The 15932-nt window shown below is 41.6% G+C and carries 16 protein-coding genes and 2 pseudogenes; 10 read left to right on the top strand and 8 right to left on the bottom strand.

Annotation, left to right across the window (positions count from 1 at the left end; all coding sequences use genetic code 11):
• Positions 1 to 128 (top strand): annotated as a pseudogene (locus tag LOSG293_RS03395) (IS30 family transposase); the annotation flags it as partial.
• Between the two features lie 200 nt (positions 129 to 328).
• Positions 329 to 2443, top strand: a complete 2115-nt coding sequence (clpL, locus tag LOSG293_RS03400) for an ATP-dependent protease ClpL (RefSeq protein WP_034527057.1) — start codon at positions 329 to 331, stop codon at positions 2441 to 2443.
• A 196-nt stretch (positions 2444 to 2639) separates the two neighbouring features.
• Here clpL and LOSG293_RS03405 read toward each other — a convergent pair.
• Positions 2640 to 3617 (bottom strand): annotated as a pseudogene (locus LOSG293_RS03405) (IS256 family transposase); the annotation flags it as partial.
• A gap of 334 nt (positions 3618 to 3951) precedes the next feature.
• On the opposite strand from LOSG293_RS03405, the gene LOSG293_RS03410 reads away from it, so the two are divergent.
• Entirely contained in the window at positions 3952 to 4881 is a 930-nt protein-coding gene (locus LOSG293_RS03410) for an IS30 family transposase (protein WP_034527060.1), read from the top strand.
• A 253-nt stretch (positions 4882 to 5134) separates the two neighbouring features.
• Here the strand turns inward: LOSG293_RS03410 and LOSG293_RS03415 are convergent, their stop codons facing one another.
• A complete protein-coding gene (locus LOSG293_RS03415; RefSeq protein ID WP_081919873.1) occupies positions 5135 to 6106 on the bottom strand; it encodes a S41 family peptidase in 972 nt (323 codons plus the stop codon).
• Positions 6107 to 6394: 288 nt separating this feature from the next.
• On the opposite strand from LOSG293_RS03415, the gene LOSG293_RS03420 reads away from it, so the two are divergent.
• From LOSG293_RS03420 to LOSG293_RS10110, 3 genes are read left to right on the top strand one after another with little or no spacing between them, the layout of a single operon-like run.
• Entirely contained in the window at positions 6395 to 7000 is a 606-nt protein-coding gene (locus LOSG293_RS03420) for a helix-turn-helix domain-containing protein (protein WP_235786791.1), read from the top strand.
• 29 nt (positions 7001 to 7029) lie between these two features.
• Positions 7030 to 7281 (top strand): IS3 family transposase, encoded by a 252-nt coding sequence (locus tag LOSG293_RS10105; RefSeq protein WP_002816285.1) that lies wholly within the window; start codon positions 7030 to 7032, stop codon positions 7279 to 7281.
• A 53-nt stretch (positions 7282 to 7334) separates the two neighbouring features.
• Positions 7335 to 8225, top strand: a complete 891-nt coding sequence (locus tag LOSG293_RS10110) for a hypothetical protein (RefSeq protein WP_235786792.1) — start codon at positions 7335 to 7337, stop codon at positions 8223 to 8225.
• Between the two features lie 54 nt (positions 8226 to 8279).
• Here the strand turns inward: LOSG293_RS10110 and LOSG293_RS03430 are convergent, their stop codons facing one another.
• Entirely contained in the window at positions 8280 to 9245 is a 966-nt protein-coding gene (locus LOSG293_RS03430) for an FAD:protein FMN transferase (protein ID WP_051907192.1), read from the bottom strand.
• A gap of 296 nt (positions 9246 to 9541) precedes the next feature.
• Between LOSG293_RS03430 and LOSG293_RS03435 the strand changes: the two genes are divergently transcribed.
• Positions 9542 to 10204, top strand: coding sequence for an MFS transporter (locus LOSG293_RS03435; protein WP_081919874.1), 663 nt, complete (start codon positions 9542 to 9544; stop codon positions 10202 to 10204).
• Positions 10205 to 10395: 191 nt separating this feature from the next.
• A complete protein-coding gene (locus LOSG293_RS03440) occupies positions 10396 to 11679 on the top strand; it encodes an immunity protein YezG family protein (RefSeq protein ID WP_034527068.1) in 1284 nt (427 codons plus the stop codon).
• Between the two features lie 359 nt (positions 11680 to 12038).
• Here LOSG293_RS03440 and LOSG293_RS03445 read toward each other — a convergent pair whose 3' ends face one another.
• Both LOSG293_RS03445 and LOSG293_RS03450 read right to left on the bottom strand, forming a co-directional pair.
• Positions 12039 to 12293 (bottom strand): Txe/YoeB family addiction module toxin, encoded by a 255-nt coding sequence (locus tag LOSG293_RS03445; protein WP_034527140.1) that lies wholly within the window; start codon positions 12291 to 12293, stop codon positions 12039 to 12041.
• Positions 12294 to 12363: 70 nt separating this feature from the next.
• Positions 12364 to 12561: a type II toxin-antitoxin system RelB/DinJ family antitoxin gene (locus LOSG293_RS03450; protein WP_081919875.1), complete on the bottom strand. Its 198-nt coding sequence runs from the start codon at positions 12559 to 12561 to the stop codon at positions 12364 to 12366.
• Between the two features lie 219 nt (positions 12562 to 12780).
• Between LOSG293_RS03450 and LOSG293_RS03455 the strand changes: the two genes are divergently transcribed.
• Positions 12781 to 13674, top strand: a complete 894-nt coding sequence (locus LOSG293_RS03455; RefSeq protein ID WP_235786795.1) for a serine hydrolase — start codon at positions 12781 to 12783, stop codon at positions 13672 to 13674.
• Between the two features lie 30 nt (positions 13675 to 13704).
• On the opposite strand, the gene LOSG293_RS03460 is transcribed toward LOSG293_RS03455, so the two are convergent.
• The 3 genes from LOSG293_RS03460 to LOSG293_RS03470 form a co-directional block, all read right to left on the bottom strand.
• Positions 13705 to 13992 (bottom strand): type II toxin-antitoxin system HicB family antitoxin, encoded by a 288-nt coding sequence (locus tag LOSG293_RS03460; protein WP_034527070.1) that lies wholly within the window; start codon positions 13990 to 13992, stop codon positions 13705 to 13707.
• 87 nt (positions 13993 to 14079) lie between these two features.
• Positions 14080 to 14634 carry a hypothetical protein gene (locus LOSG293_RS03465; RefSeq protein ID WP_152551089.1) on the bottom strand — a complete coding sequence of 185 codons (555 nt, stop codon included), beginning with the start codon at positions 14632 to 14634 and terminating at the stop codon, positions 14080 to 14082.
• Positions 14600 to 15085 (bottom strand): LytTR family DNA-binding domain-containing protein, encoded by a 486-nt coding sequence (locus LOSG293_RS03470; protein WP_081919876.1) that lies wholly within the window; start codon positions 15083 to 15085, stop codon positions 14600 to 14602. The genes LOSG293_RS03465 and LOSG293_RS03470 overlap by 35 nt, the downstream gene beginning before the upstream one ends.
• 146 nt (positions 15086 to 15231) lie before the next feature.
• Between LOSG293_RS03470 and LOSG293_RS03475 the strand changes: the two genes are divergently transcribed.
• Positions 15232 to 15894, top strand: a complete 663-nt coding sequence (locus tag LOSG293_RS03475) for a YdeI/OmpD-associated family protein (RefSeq protein WP_034527074.1) — start codon at positions 15232 to 15234, stop codon at positions 15892 to 15894.
• The last annotated feature ends 38 nt before the right edge of the window (positions 15895 to 15932 follow it).

The following is a 15932-nucleotide window of genomic DNA, read 5'->3' on the forward strand; positions in this document are numbered from 1 at the left end:
AAAAGACCAATTTTAGCCAAGTAACGACTGATGAGATCCTAGCAGCACTTGAACTAATTAATCAACGACCATTAAAAATACATCATCAACAGACTGCCATTGAAAGGTTCCGGGCTTGTTCGGATTAAACTTGTAATTTGCCTATACTAATTAACGGCAATTTATCCTGAAAGGGTTTGTTGTAATGGTATTTCAAAGTATCTCGTTTAATACACCGATAATCACTTTACTTAATGATACATAAAAATCGTGATATACTTAGCTTAAGTTTTAAAGGATATTATGGTCACTAAGTTACACATATAAATTTTTATGGAGGTGTTGTAATATGACCAATTTCTACGGAAATGATCCTTTTTTCAACAATGATATGGATGATGTTTTCAATCAATTATTTCGGCGCATGGATAATCAAAATTCGGAGCGTGCACGGTACTTAGTTAATGGAAAATCGTTGACACCAGATGAGTTTGCTCAATACCGAGCAACTGGTAAGCTACCCCAAAATAATAAAACAATAGAAGTATCTAAAGATGGTAAACAGGCTTTTAAAAAAGGAGGAATTTTAGAAAAGTTAGGGACTAATTTGACGGAACAGGCTCGTGATGGATTACTAGATCCAGTGATTGGACGTGAGAATGAGATTCAAGAAGCTGCAGAAATTTTGAGTCGTAGAACGAAAAATAATCCAATCTTAGTTGGTGATGCCGGTGTAGGTAAAACTGCAGTCGTCGAAGGTCTGGCACAAGCAATTGTGGCTGGTAAAGTTCCAGAAACGATTCAAGATAAAGAAATCTATTCGATTGATTTATCGTCTTTGGAAGCAGGAACTCAATATCGCGGTTCTTTTGAAGAAAATATTAAACAGCTGGTAAAGGAAGTTAAAGCAGCTGGTAATATTATTCTATTCTTCGATGAAATTCATCAGATTATCGGCACGGGTGCCACTGGTGGTGAAGATGGTGGCAAAGGATTGGCTGATATCATTAAACCTGCTTTGTCACGTGGCGAGCTGACTGTAATCGGGGCTACGACTCAAGATGAATATCGCAATACTATTTTGAAAAATGCGGCTTTGGCACGGCGATTCAATGATGTTGTGATTAATGAACCGACGGCCGCTGACACTTTACGTATATTACAAGGTGTTAAAAAGCTGTACGAAAAACATCATCATGTTATATTGCCAGATGAGGTTTTGAAGGCGGCTGTGGATTATTCAATCCAATATATACCACAACGCACTTTGCCAGATAAAGCTATCGATTTGATCGACATGACTGCGGCTCATTTAGCGGCTAAAAATTCGCAAACTGATGTTGAGACATTGGATCAACGCGTTAAAAAATTAGAGGCAGCTAAGGAGGCCGCCGTTAAATCGGAGGACTTTAAAAAAGCCGCTGATATCAAGAAGTCGATCGAGGAAACCAAGCAAAAAATTAAAAGAACGGATCAAAAAGAAAAAATCACTGCTACGATTGATGATGTGGCACAATCGGTTGAACGTTTAACTGGTATACCAGTTGCTGATATGGGCGCTAATGATATTGAGCATTTGAAAAATCTTGATAAGCGTCTGAAAAGTAAGGTAATCGGTCAAGATGAAGCGGTTGAAATGGTAGCAAAAGCAATTCGGCGTAACCGTGCGGGCTTTTCAGAGGGTGATCAGCCGATTGGAAGTTTTCTGTTTGTGGGCCCAACTGGCGTAGGAAAGACTGAATTAGCTAAGCAATTAGCCTTAGATATGTTTGGAAATAAAAATGCGATTATTCGGCTAGATATGAGTGAATATGCTGATCGTACAGCTGTGTCGAAATTAATTGGTACCTCGGCTGGATACGTAGGCTATGAAGATAATGCTAATACTCTAACTGAACGGGTTCGGCGTAATCCATATTCCATTGTATTATTAGATGAAATTGAAAAGGCTGATCCACAAGTATTAACGTTACTATTACAAGTGATGGATGATGGGCGCTTAACGGATGGACAAGGCAATGTCATTAATTTCAAAAATACGATTATTATTGCGACTTCTAATGCTGGCTTTGGTAATGAAGCATTAAGTGGTAACAAGCAACGAGATCAGTCATTAATGGATAAGTTAGCACCATTTTTCCGCCCAGAATTTCTGAACCGTTTTAATGGAATCGTGGAATTTTCACATCTGACTAAGCAAGACTTAAGTCAAATTGTCGATTTGATGTTGGCGGATGTACAAAAAACGTTAGCCAAAAAATCCATCAAACTTGAGGTAACTAAAGCGGCAAAAGATTGGCTGATGGAAAAAGGCTATGATGAAGCAATGGGTGCGCGGCCATTACGGCGAGTAATTGAACAACAAATTCGTGATAAGGTAACGGATTTCTACCTTGACCACTTGGATGTCAAAAACTTGAAGGCTGATTTAGTGGATGCTGAGATTGTGATATCGGCAGCTTAGCTTAAATCAGTGTTCATAAATAACTTTATGTAAGAGGAGATTTATTGGGAAGGAGATTTCTTGATAGATCTCCTTTTTTCGTTGATTTTCACCATTTGATATTAATCTATTGAGTAAATATGGGTAGCGTCAAGAATCTTGTGTAAATGAAATGCCTCCGTACATATAATATGTAGTTAATTTAAATAAAGGATGATTACAGGGTGTCCTGAAGTCCGTTGAATCCGCGATGGATTCGCTTCATGGACTTCTCGTTGTAGACATTAAACTGAGAAACCAGGAATCGATTCAGTGAATCTTCCGTTGGAAATTGTTCTTTGTGGTTGGTGTTGCGTTTGAGATGCTTGTTAAAGTTCTCAATCAAGTTGGTTGAATACAATGAACCGCGAATAGCTGGTGGGAAATCCATGAAAGTGAGCAGATTCGGCATTTTAAGCAGATTTTTGATTAAGTTGGGATAGGTCTGATGCCAGTTGTTGGCGAAGTCATTCAATTTTAGTTCGGCTTCTTGCCGGTTAGTAGCCCGATGAACTTGTTTAAAGTCATTGATAACGGTTTTACGGTCTTTCACCCGAACCTTGTTCATCAGATTGTGCCTAGTATGAACCAGGCACCGTTGCCGTTTAGCCTTAGGAAAATGCCGATTCAAGCCTTCATCCAAACCAACTAACCCATCGGCCACAAACAACAGGACATCTTTGACACCCTGTTTGATCAAGGTTCCCAGCAATTCAGTCCAGATCCCAGTTGATTCCGTGGGCGCCACTTGGTAGTTCAGGACTTCTTTCGTGCCGTCTGGCCGAATACCGATCGCAATATGAACCGCTTCTTTTTGGACGGTGTCCCGCTTTAAAGGCAGGTAAGTGTCATCTAAGAAGATGACCGCATATTGCGAAGGCAGTCGCCGTTGCTGGAAAGCTTGAACTTGTTCATCAACGACTTTGGTCATGTTGGAAACCGTGGCTTTGGAGTAATGAGCACCGTACATTTTCTCAATGAGTTAGGCGATTTCGGCGGTGGTAATTCCCTTGGTGTATAGCTGAATAACCGTTGTTTCCAAGCTGTCACTGTGCCGACCGTAGGCTGGCAAGATGTGGTTTTGGAAAATACCATTGCGATCCCGCGGAATGGTTAAGTTGAGTTGACCATACTTCGTATCAAACGAGCGTTCATATTATATAAGCTATTGGAAAACGGCCATCTACAATGGTCATCAAGGTGAAGCCTGGAAACTTAGGCAACAGCAGTTAACTTGGTTACTGGATGGCTTATCAGTTGAAGCAACGATTCATTAGGCACGAACCAGGGCCTTCTATTAATATGAGGAACATGTGGCAATACCCAATTACCTAGGCAAAGCTAGTGTAATCTGGTATTATTTGGTTGTTCTGACGAAAAAATGTCATTAAGGTAGATTGTAAAATTAATCCGGACGCTGTTCGGACAAAAAAGATCAGCTTCCTCTAAAATGGTGTTTACCACAAACCCATCTTTTAGGAGCTGATCTTTTGTCTAGTATAACCTATTTTGAACGAATTAAAATCGAAACCTTTTGTGAACTAGGGCTGTCCAATATCCAAATGGGCGATCGGCTGAACCGATCACCGTCCACAATTTCTTATGAATTATCTCGATGTCAACCTTATCAGGCTGAATTTGCACAAACAGCTGCCGAATACAAGCGATCACGATGTGGTCGGAAAACTAAACTGAGTGACGAATTAAAGCAAACCATTCTAAACCATTTACGTCTAAGCTGGTCACCAGAAATGATTGCTCACGAATTTAAACTAGCTACTAAATCTATTTACAATTGGTTAAATCAGGGGAAAATTGATTTCCCCTTGAATGATCTACCTGAACATGGCGTACGCCAACGGCGTAACGTTGACCAACGGTCCAAATATAATCAATCATTGGGACGATCAATTGAACAGCGTCCTATGGTGGTTAATCAACGTAATCGCATCGGTGATTTTGAACTAGATACAGTTGTTGGCCCTCGTGGGCATAGTAAGGCAGTTTTATTAACTTTAATCGATCGCAAATCACGGTTACTTTGGGCATACCGGTTAAAAGATCGGACAACAGCAACTGTTAATGAAGCACTAACTAAGTTTCTAACAACTTTTAATGGTCCTGTGCACAGCTTTACTGTGGACCGTGGTACTAAGTTTAGTGGTCTAGTATCACTTGAATCACGACATGGTATTAAGACCTATTACTGCCATGATTATACTCCAACTGAACGTGGTAGTAATGAACGATTTAATCGGAACTTACGTTATTTTTATCCTAAAGGGACTTGTTTTGAGCACATTAGTGCTCAAGACTTAACGACGACGTTACTACAAATTAACCAGAGACCGCTTAAAATACTTAACTGGCAAACACCTTATCAGGTCATGCTGACTAATTTGTCCAAAAATTCGGATTAAATTTTCAATCTACCTTAATCCCAATTAAACTAGTTTATTTAATCAGTCAGAACCCCGGCCATTAGCACCGCTACGTCAGGAATCAACTTCGAAGCTATCATAAATATATAATGAGTAAAGTGTTTAAATAGAGCAAAAAAGAGGCCGCAACTTAAGACTTTAGAGTCCTAATATACTTGACTTTACGTAGAAAACTTCTTGTTTAATCTATTATACAGTGGAAGCTAGAGATCAACCGATCTCTAACCAAAAACTAGTTTTTAGTTAATAGCCAATTGTTTGCTTGAACAATTGGCCTGTTAGTTTGCACTTCAGGTTTAATTTTATTATTGAAGAGTACTTGCCCATTGTTTTTCTTGATTTTTTCAGCAGTTATGTTTACTTGGGCACCATTATACATAGTGTACGTATCGTTGATACTAGTATACCCAGCAGAGTTACCACCAAAAGTTTTAACGTTGGGATTGGTTTCAAGTGCTAAAGCCGTTAACTCGCCTGAACTAGCAGTCAATCGATTGAGTATCACCGCAACAGGAATTCCTGTGATTTTTTTTACCTTGCCGAGGTCTATCTTAGTTCCCATGTTGTTAGTAACACTCCCTTGGAAGGTCACACTCGTAGGCTTGTTTGCCGCATTAACTACTTCAAATAATTTTCCATTAGGGACAACTGGCGAAATTCCAGCTAACATTGGGCCAATATCACCACCTAGGTTATTCCTAAGATCAATGATAATACCCTTATATGTTTTACTAGTCAGCTTATAATAAATTGTGTTTGCGTATCTTTTCCCTTGTGATGATGATCCATTGAATTCTGGTAAGTGGACGTATAAGATATTATTTTTAACGCTGCTAGTTGGTGCTTTGTATTGTGAAACTTCTTTTTTTACTTCTGATGGAGTTATCAAAGAAGCGTGCTTACCACCCTTAATTGCCAAGGCTTGTTTTAACAGTGGATAAATTTCTTTGTAGGTATGCTTATTTGAAATGTCATTGCGAATCTCTGTCATCCTATTTTTCTGCGTTTGATTTTCTGTATAGATCCCTGTGGACGATATTTTATTAAAAGCCAGCATGGCGTCTCTTTTAGGGGTTGGTGGGACTAAGTAGAAGTCAAAGTTAGGTCCATACTGATATCCTATGTATATTCCTCCAGAAATAATCACTAGCATAGTTACTATTAGCGAGATAATTAATTTTTTATGCTTTTTCAAATAACTCACTCCTTAATCCTTAAGATACTCACAACATAATTTTAACACATTAGGAGATATGCCTAACCATCATGGGATATTTGTAAATGAGTTAGCTTCAAGAAAGGTCGCTATCTTACGTAATCGCTACTCCAATGAAGCTCACCACAAAAAATCAGACGTGGTTTTCTGGCAGTGCCATTGCCAGATGGAATCAGTGTTCTTTCGTTCAATACGGGAAAACGGGCAATGTAACATGGTAATTGCGTTACATTCGCGAGATTTCTGCTATCTTAAAAGTTAAGGAGGGCTATTAAATTGCAATTTGCTAATGTATTACGGAAAAAAAGAAAAGAACTGCACTTAACCCAGCAACAATTGGCTGATAAATTACATGTGACACGTCAAACGCTATCACGCTGGGAAAATAATTTAAGTTATCCAAATTTAGACACATTAGTAAATTTAAGTGAATTTTTAGCTGTTCCTCTAGATATTTTACTCAAAGGTGATGGAAATTTGATGGTTAACAAAATTAGTCAGGACGTACGAGACAAAGACAAGTATAAACGCTATTTGATGATTGTTTCAGCGATCTTTATTCTTATATTTTTATGGTTAAGTGTATTAGGATACGGACGTGCTAGCCAAAATGAATGGATTGATCGTTTCAATCCTTTTTTAAGAGTTCAATATGGTTATGCGGTACTACCTAACCAGGTTCCAGAGAAGAGAGAAAAGACAACTATCATTGATAGTGATGGTAAAAATAAACATGTTGCTGCTGTTAAAACCCCGCAGCGAGTTGATGCGTTTGTAGCTGATGATCCTTTTGGTAGTGGTAGTTGGCTAAAGTTTTATACCGGACAATATGGATGTAAGCTGATTCCTGAGACAACTTTTAAGAGAGGGTATAATGAATAAATCATCTCTCAAAAGGAAGGAATTTTTACATGCCAACTCGTTACGACAAAGAATTCAAACAAAACATTATCAACCTATATAAGCAAGGCGAATCAGCTGCCCAACTGGCCAGAGAATATGGCATTGGCTATTCAACAGTGCATAAGTGGATCCAGGGCCAGGCCAAAACTCAATCCGGTAAATCGCCAGACGAAATCAAAGCGATGGAAAAGCGACTGGCTTCGCTGTCTGAGGAGAACGAAATCCTAAAAAAAGCCCTGGGCTTCCTTGCGCAGAAGTAACCAATATCTTTGATTACATTCACCAAGAAAGCCATCACCACCAGGTAACCAAGATGTGCCGAATCCTCGGTGTTTCCAGAGCTCAGTATTATCGTTATCGATCCCCCAAACCTTCAAAACGCCGGGCCGAAGATGCGGGCTTGAAACAACGGATTCTGCGGATCTTTGCGGAATTTAAGGGGTCTATGATATTTAGTGTTGATGGATTTTATCTATCAACACTAAATATCATAGACCCGTTATTTCTTGCAATCTGCCATCGGAATACGCAAGTGCTACGAATGGATTATAAGTACAAGAACACGGCGACAGGTAAGTCGACCAATTTGGCTTACTATATGGATTTGAAGAATCATGATATGTACATGGCTATTACGCCAATTATGTCAATCTCCTCAAGTTCACTTTATAAGAAATCTGACTTAGCGGTGTTTGATGGCAAGTACTTAAAAACCCATGCAGAAGGTAGCAATAGTGCGAACGCCTCAACGAGCTTCTCATCGTTATTGACTGATACTAAGTTCCAATCAGGATCAAAAAAGGACTTAGAGAAGGTCTTGAAGGATGCTGATGAAAAGAAATTCAAGCAAAAAGATGACAAAATTAGCTACACGTTTAATGGGAAGCAACTTGCTAAGCTGTACAAGTTGAGCAATGCGCGTTTGAAAGAGAAAAAAGCGACTAAGGATTTGGCGCTAACCGATTCACAGCTGAAAAATATGACAGAAGCCATGAAGAAAATGAAGCTGACAGAAACGGTTAATGTGAAGACGAACGAAATTACGTCTTACAAGCTTAAGCAAGGTGGAGCGACCTACAACATTAAGTCAAAAATTTCTAAATCGAACGTCAAAATTACAGTACCAGATGAACAAGACGTCATGAGCCAAGCTGAAATGCAAAAAGAAATGAGCAAGATTATTGAGAAGAGCTTAAAAAATTAATCGTATGAACGAAAACTCACTTTAACCGGATTAAATCGGGAAGAGTGAGTTTTTTTATTGTATTTTAAATTCGGAATTAGTCAGTGTAAAGCTTTCTTCAGGAAGTCCGACAACTTGGACTTGCTGGTCCTTAGTAATGAAGATGGCACCCAGAACTTCGTTGAGATTAGTTGGCCAGTTGGTCATTGGACCGCCAGCGAAAAAGAGGCGGGTTGTTTCAATTTCACCTACCACCGAATCCTTAGTAAAGACCGTGACACTGGCTAAGTTATTTTCACGAGGATAGCCAGTTTCGGGATCTAAAATATGGTGATAAGTTTGACCACCAGATTTTAGTTGCCGTTCATAGATGCCACTGGTCACGGCAGAACAAGCTTCCAGTTCCACAACCCCGACGTTGTCACCCCGATTGGTAAATGGGTTTTGGACACCGATGCGCCATTTGCCGGTCATCTGTTTTGGGGACTCACCGACTAACAGGACGTTACCACCAAGATTAATGATACCCGCACGGATGCCATGAGCTCGCCATAAGTCGCGGATGCGATCAGCAATGTAGCCCTTGGAGATACCACCCAAGTCAAGTTCCATCCCAGGCTGCTTGAGAAAAATACTGAGTTGGTCATCATCCAATTCGATTTGGCCTGGATCGATGAGTTTCAAGGTTTCATGAATTGAGGCGTCGGTGGGCACGTTTGCGTCCTTAAAGCCAATCGACCAGAGCTTGACGAGGGGACCAATGCTGGCGTTAAAGCCGTCGTGAACTAAACTGGTTTCAACGGCGAGCTTAGTGAGTGTGTAAGTGGCCGGGGACACGCTCACTGGATGTTGGCCAGCCGCGTGATTGACGACCATTAGTTCGGATTGACTACGATTAACGGTCAGTGCATCTTCGTAGCGCGTGATGAGGGCGTTAGCCTCATCTAACAGTTGGTCATCCGCTACGCCAAAAAGGGTCAAATCGATTTGGGTACCGAGGCCATAATAGGTTTTATGTCTAATGTCAGTAGCTTGGGTCATGGGAATACTCCTTGGTTTAAATGAATGCTGGCTTAATTATACCGCACTGGAGAAGTTGCGACAGAAGTCGGGCAGTTGCTGAGCACTAACCTAGATTGGCGAATAATTTGGTTCTGGAATTGGTCGTTGATCGTAGTTAGGCGGAGGAAACTGACTTCTGGAGCACGATTAAACGAAATAGTCCGGTTAAATGAAAAGAGGTTGCACCAAAATTTACTTTTGGCACAACCTCTACAGTAAGTCGCTTTGATTGCTTAAGCGAGTAGGGCAGTCTATGCTACAGCTGAGGTGATCACATGGGTGCTCGAACAAAGCGTTGGGCCATTTTGGCAGTATTAGGCTTGTTTTTCTTCATGGTAATCGTGAACGGCACAATTGTGACCATTGCGATTCCGCAAATTTCGCGTCAGTTGGCTGTGGCCACTAGCGCAACGACTTTAATTGTATCGATTTATTTAATTGTGATCTGTGCAACGTTAATGCTATTTGGTCAGTTTGGTGATAAGTTCGGTCGAACCAACGTTTTCAAGGTGGGAACGTTGGTCTTTTTGATTGGTTCATTTTTGGCTGGTGCCGGACAAAAACTGGAATTCGTACTGTTTGGCCGGTTGATTCAGGGCATTGGCGCCAGTATGACAATGGCCAATAGTTACGCGATTGTCAGTGATACGTTTCCGTCAAACGAGTTGGGCCGGGCGTTCGGCATCGAAAGTGCCTTTATTTCGTTGGGAGCGCTGGCTGGTCCAGGACTAGGGGGACTTATCTTGGCACACCTGCCGTGGGGATACATTTTTTGGATTAACCTCCCGGTGGGAATTTTGTGTCTTATCGTGGAATTGATTATTTTTCCAAAGGGCCAGCGTCATCCTGAAATTAAAATTGACTGGCGTGGCGCGTTACTTTTATGGGAATGTTGGTACTGGGCTATGTTGGCTTTCGATTTCGGCCTAACAGCGTGACGCCCGGCATTCGGCAACTGTCAAAATGGTACCTGATTTTGATTAATGGCATCCTGCCCTGGTTGCTACTTCTCCTGTTGGAATTGGGGCTGAGCTTCTTACACCAGTCAGGTTATGGAAGTTCGAATGAGGATGACGGTCTGTGATTTCTTCAATTATTAGGTCCCGCGATTGCGGGGTATGTAGCAGTTTTGATTCAATTGTATTCCTTTACCTTGTTCTATCGCGTCCTTAAACCGGGGAATATTAAGCAAGTGTGGACGGTTTACTTTAGTTTGGCGGTTCTTAGTCTTGTGGGCGGCTTTTTAATCTGGATTAGCGAATTATTGCTGGTTTGGCAAATTCCGACTTTCATTCTACTGATTTTGGGTTTCTTTGGCACCATCATCAGTGTGGGAAGTGTTGTGATGCCATTTGTGATCGTACCGATTATGACGGTGACGCTATTGGCCAATCGAAATTGGGCGGCAACAGTTGAGACGAATCCAAATGAGTCAGAGATGGACCGTTTAATTAAGGAAATTCGGCGAGAAATCAGCGGGCAAATTCCGCTCCAATGGGCAGATTTAGTTGCCTTTTGTAACTTTTCGGACGGTGTAACCATCAACTATTATTTCAATGACTATGGTGAACCTAATCGGTACTTCAAAGGGGATACCATTGCGACGGGATACTCTGCTTTTGAAAGTCGGACGTTATCACCGGTGACCGAGAAAGTCAGTGAGTTGCGTCAACTACTACAAAAACAAGATACAAAGGCGATTTCATATTTGATATTGACCTACCGCACGGAGGCTGAACTGACGGTTACCCACGCTGATTGGCAAGCTACTCAATTTGCTGATGACCAGATTGCAGCGTATTACGCAGATAAGTATCTTCAAAACGTGCCTTTACGGGGAATACTACCGGCCTTGAGTGAGGAAGTTGCTAAAGAGATGGATCGGGTGGGCTTTGAGCCGGAGACAAAAACTCACAACATTGGAATTCCGCACTTTTATAATTTGGAGTACGAGGAAACGTCCGCAGCGGTCAGGCGCGAACGAAAAATGATGATTGATATCGATTTTCGGGATCCGCTCCTTTGGTTCGACCGAACGATGGTCGATCAATGGGACGCGCCACATGATTATGAGGTTATTAGTGATGCGGACAAAGAGCGCATTTTTGAAATTATTCGTGATTATTTGATTGGGAAGTTTGAGGATAGTGGTAAGCGACTATTGCTGTTTAAAGAACTAGAAAAAATACAGGCGACATTAGTAGCCAATAATCAAGTCGAGGAAGCTGTTAAAATGACAGCCATTTTAAAGGAAATTGATGAAAGTACCGCAGAGCATAGTTATGAACCGGCATTGCGGCGCTTCATTTCAATGGTTAATTCGGATGAATTAGGTGCTTTGGACGTATCCGGAGTTACATCATTAGCAGGAGTTGCAAAGTTGGCTGAGGAGACTGTTAACCTTGGAAAGTGATGTTCACCCAGATACGTATCAGGTTGTCGTTTTGAACACCTATGATACTAAAGTAGAAGCGCTGGATGTCGCGATACATAAGGGAAGACTCTTGAAGGGATTAAAGGGGACATCTCTTTAAACTTTTAAATGGGTAGATAATTAATAAAACCGATTCATGAACTGGAGTGCATAGTAGTTCATGGATCGGTTTTATTAGTTCAATAGCGCGTATTTTTGTTAGATGAATTGAATTCGGGGGTTGCTTACCACCTGCTGTGCCAATTTTCCGGAGCGTTTTCATGCTTGGGTTTAAATTGCCACTTTCGATTCGAGCGCTGGTCGCCTATATGGAATCATTAGGTGTGTTTATTTCTCGTTTAATAGTGATTTTTACACGCCACAATTAATGATTGATTATCTTTTATTTTGTAAACCAGTCGATTCTTCTTATCTATTTTACGACTGAACCACTCTGAGTAATTTCCTTTAAGAATTTCAGCTTTTCCAATTCCAGTCGAGCCACTCCTATCAATATCTTTGATCAATCGATTAATTCGTCGCAGTGTTTTTCTGTCTTGTTGTTGCCAGGCAAGATAATCGTTCCAAGCATCGTCACTCCAAATCTTGTCCATCTTCATCAGTTAAACCATGTTTGGTACCATGATTACTCTCCATCAATTCGATCTGTTTTTCTAAGTACGCTTAATTATCTTTGCTGTAAAAAGGATCCGCAGTAATCTCAAAGGGGAACCTTTGCTGCTTCACAAGCGCTTTTGCGAAGATTGTAAATGCGGTCGTCATGTTCATGCCCATGCTATCAAGTGTTTTCTCCGTTTCTTTTTTTAAATCGTCATCAACTCGGATACTGATAGTAGTTTTGGGGTTTGTTTTTGTCATCATTCAACACCTCTAATCTGAATACATTGTATCATTAATCGATGATATCGTATTCATCAACATCCCGTAACTACCTAATCATAACTACGTAGTTTCCTAAAATATCAATTTTTTTGTAGTTGTTCAAAAAGCCCCGCCCATCCAGTTCCTCATTTTGCCCTGTCATTACTTGCTTATTCAAGTATAATAAGTATGAAAAGGAAAAAGGATGGAGGGTTCGTGATGACACGAAGATGGCAAATCAAAATCACGTTGGCTTTGGCAGTGGGGCTGCTTTCAATAATGGGCTGGGTTCATTTTGGCGGTTCAGATAATGAAGCAAAAGAAGATCCCGTTAGTGCGCAAGAAAAAACGACAATCAAGCAAAACTACATTAAAACCCGACTGTCAAAGTACCTGAAATCCTATACCAAGGACGGCACGGTCAGTGTTAGCTTCTATAATCTGGGTGCCAAACCGGGCAGCAAGGCGGCCAAAGCTAGTAATGCTGACTTGTATGAACGGGGCAAATTAGCAGTAGAATCTAGAAGCCACACGAAACACGTGTCAGCCAGTACCTATAAATTATTCATTGCTGCGTACCTGATGAACCTCAAAAAGAAGGGGCAGTTTAGTTGGACTAAAGCTAATAAGGCCAACGTCTCCAACATGATTGTCCACAGTCGAAATGAGTATGCCGAGTCGGTCTTGAACCGATATGGTCAAACAAGCCTCAATCGATTTATCAAACGAAATAACTGGTATTCACCTGTCTTTAAACCGTACAAAGCAGCGGGGACAACCAGTCACAGTTTGATGCTGGTCTTGCGTGATTTGCATGACTACAAGGGTGCGTTTTCCAATCGTAGTGATGCCAAGCGAATTCTAGGCTATATGGGCAGACAGGTCTACCGGAGCGGTATTCCTGCCGGGGCGAGAAAAGCGCAGAAGGGGACCAAGGTGAATGATAAGGTGGGTTGGCTTGGCAGTACCAATAACGATGCTGGAATTGTGACCTTACCAAATGGTCAGCAATATCTCCTAGTCGTTATGACGCATGGTCACAAACAAAGTGGCTTTAGTGGTTTCCCTAAAATGACTAAACGAGTTCAAGAAATTGTGTATGAAAATAAATAACTAAATGAAAAAAGGATTTTGACCATGAAGTCAAAATCCTTTTTTGTTTGGAGGCGATTTAATATTGGAAACGTCTGCGGTAATCAACACCGTCATCGAGCCGTCCAGTTCAATTTGCGGACACGATAGGGCACTGGGCGCTGGCAACTCTTTTTCCTTGGTTGCCAAGGTACCAAGCGTATTAACGGCGACAGAAAACGCATCTTGAAGATTGTTGGCCGTTGCGAATGCTCCTGGGATATCCGGGAAGCTGACGAGAAAGTGTTCATTGGCAATGGGTGTGAATAAGGCTGGATAACTCACCAAATCAGTGTTCATTTGACCGCCCCTTTGCTTGACGTTTTCTGGTTTCTCTTTACATCCTTATCATACCGAAACGTTCATGAAAGCGCAAACATATCTTATCTAAATATAGATAATTGTGAGGCCACCTAAGTTCAATTTGCCCTTAAGATAAACGGTAGGGCCATCCGCATCAACCCGGTTACCGGATTCGTCCAAACCGCTAAGAGAACTGTCGAGTTGATTAATCAGGTGCCACTCGTCGGGGATGTAAAGTTCGACACCGCTAAGGGAAGCGTCTAAGTTAATGGTCGCGGTACCGGAAGGAATATCGACGTCATCAAAGTAAATTTTGGCCCCTGCCATCGAAACGTAGATATTAGCTGTTTTGAGATTAGTGGCTTGAATGTAGCGAACACTTTGCGTCATTCGAATGGAAACGTTGATCTCCTCAGCATCAGTGGCGTCCTCGGTAATCGTTTCGGTATCTTCGTTAAAATCCTCTTCAGCATCAATCACGTTGTGATGGTGGTTCACGTGATAATCGACGTGAGCCCCAATGTGGTGATGCCTTGAGAACATAATGGAAAGACCGGCCCAAATTAGCAGGGCAGCGATTAGAATGGTTCCGGTATCGAGTTGCTCAATACCGAATGGGCCCTCCCAGATCATAGTCAATAAGGCGAGTGAGAAGACGGAGCCGAAAATGCTGCGACCAAAAAGGCTTTGAATCAACGAAAGATTGCTTGTGTGAATTCTGAAAAGTCACCTGCCAAGTGGAAATGGAGCGGGTTAACGCATAAATTTTGGTGACATTCAGAATAGTTGACTTGGAAACCCGAATAAATTGGTTAGGTAGGAGCTCTTCCAATTTGTATAAGCGGTAGTGCACGGTGTACGCCTCGGTTTCGGTGTGAGCCTGAATTTGGCGGTCGTCGGTTTCAAAAAACAAGATATCCTGAACCGGAAAATAAAAGGCAGCATCACCCTGATAGAAAGCGAGGTTGAGCGGAGCAGTTTGAGACTCAAGTTGTTGCATCATCTGAGTCATTGATGAGGTCATTTTGCGCGCATGAATCACGACTTCATCATCTTGTAGATTGTCATCAGTTTCAAATCGAACTCTCAAGCTCACCGCCCCCTTCGTTGTTATAAGTACACCATATAAATGGCGTTAGGTAAATGCTTTTGGCCTAAGTGGTCCGTTTGGTTGTCTAAGTGGTCAAATCTTGAGATAATGGCGAGGAATACAGACGGAATTGGGGAGGAAAAGCCATGAGTACTATTGCCGAAAAGTTGAAGTTAAACAAGTACCACGAAATTGTCATCCAGAAGTTACCCAAATCGGTTGCACCACTCTTTGAGGAAGTTGACTATCATACAGAGCCTAGTGATCAAACCGATTTTTTAATGACGTTTGCGCTGAGTTTAGATGAAATGAAGCAACAAATCGAAGCGGTCAACCGGGATAAATTGTTAGCTCAATCGGGGTATTTGTACATTGCCTATCCAAAGGTGCAGAGCAAGCATTATGATGGTGTGCGACGCGATGATATTTTTCCTTACCTTCACGTTGATGAAACAACGGGCCAAATGGGGGAGACACATCTCAAATTTTCCTGGATGCTCAAGTTGGATGAGGACTTTACTTTAGTCGGCCTACAATGGCTCACGGCAGCCCCACGCCAGCAAAATAAACCCAGTCAACGGGTGGCAGACTGCGAAGGTCGCCTGCCAGAACTTGAAGAAATGCTGGCGACCTACCCGTCAACTCTGCAACAGTTTCGTGAATTAACACCGGGATACCGACGTGAGTGGGCGCGTTACGTTTTCTCACCGCGAACAGCAGCCACTCAGGCCAGTCACTTTGACAAAATGATTGAAGTGCTAGAAGCTGGTTATTCGTCTGTTGAATTGTATCGGCAAGCACAATCCTAAATTACCGACACCATCTCACGATGGTGTTTTTTTTGTTG

Origin of the sequence: Secundilactobacillus oryzae JCM 18671, from assembly GCF_000740055.1 — a bacterium.
Lineage (GTDB): Bacteria > Bacillota > Bacilli > Lactobacillales > Lactobacillaceae > Secundilactobacillus > Secundilactobacillus oryzae.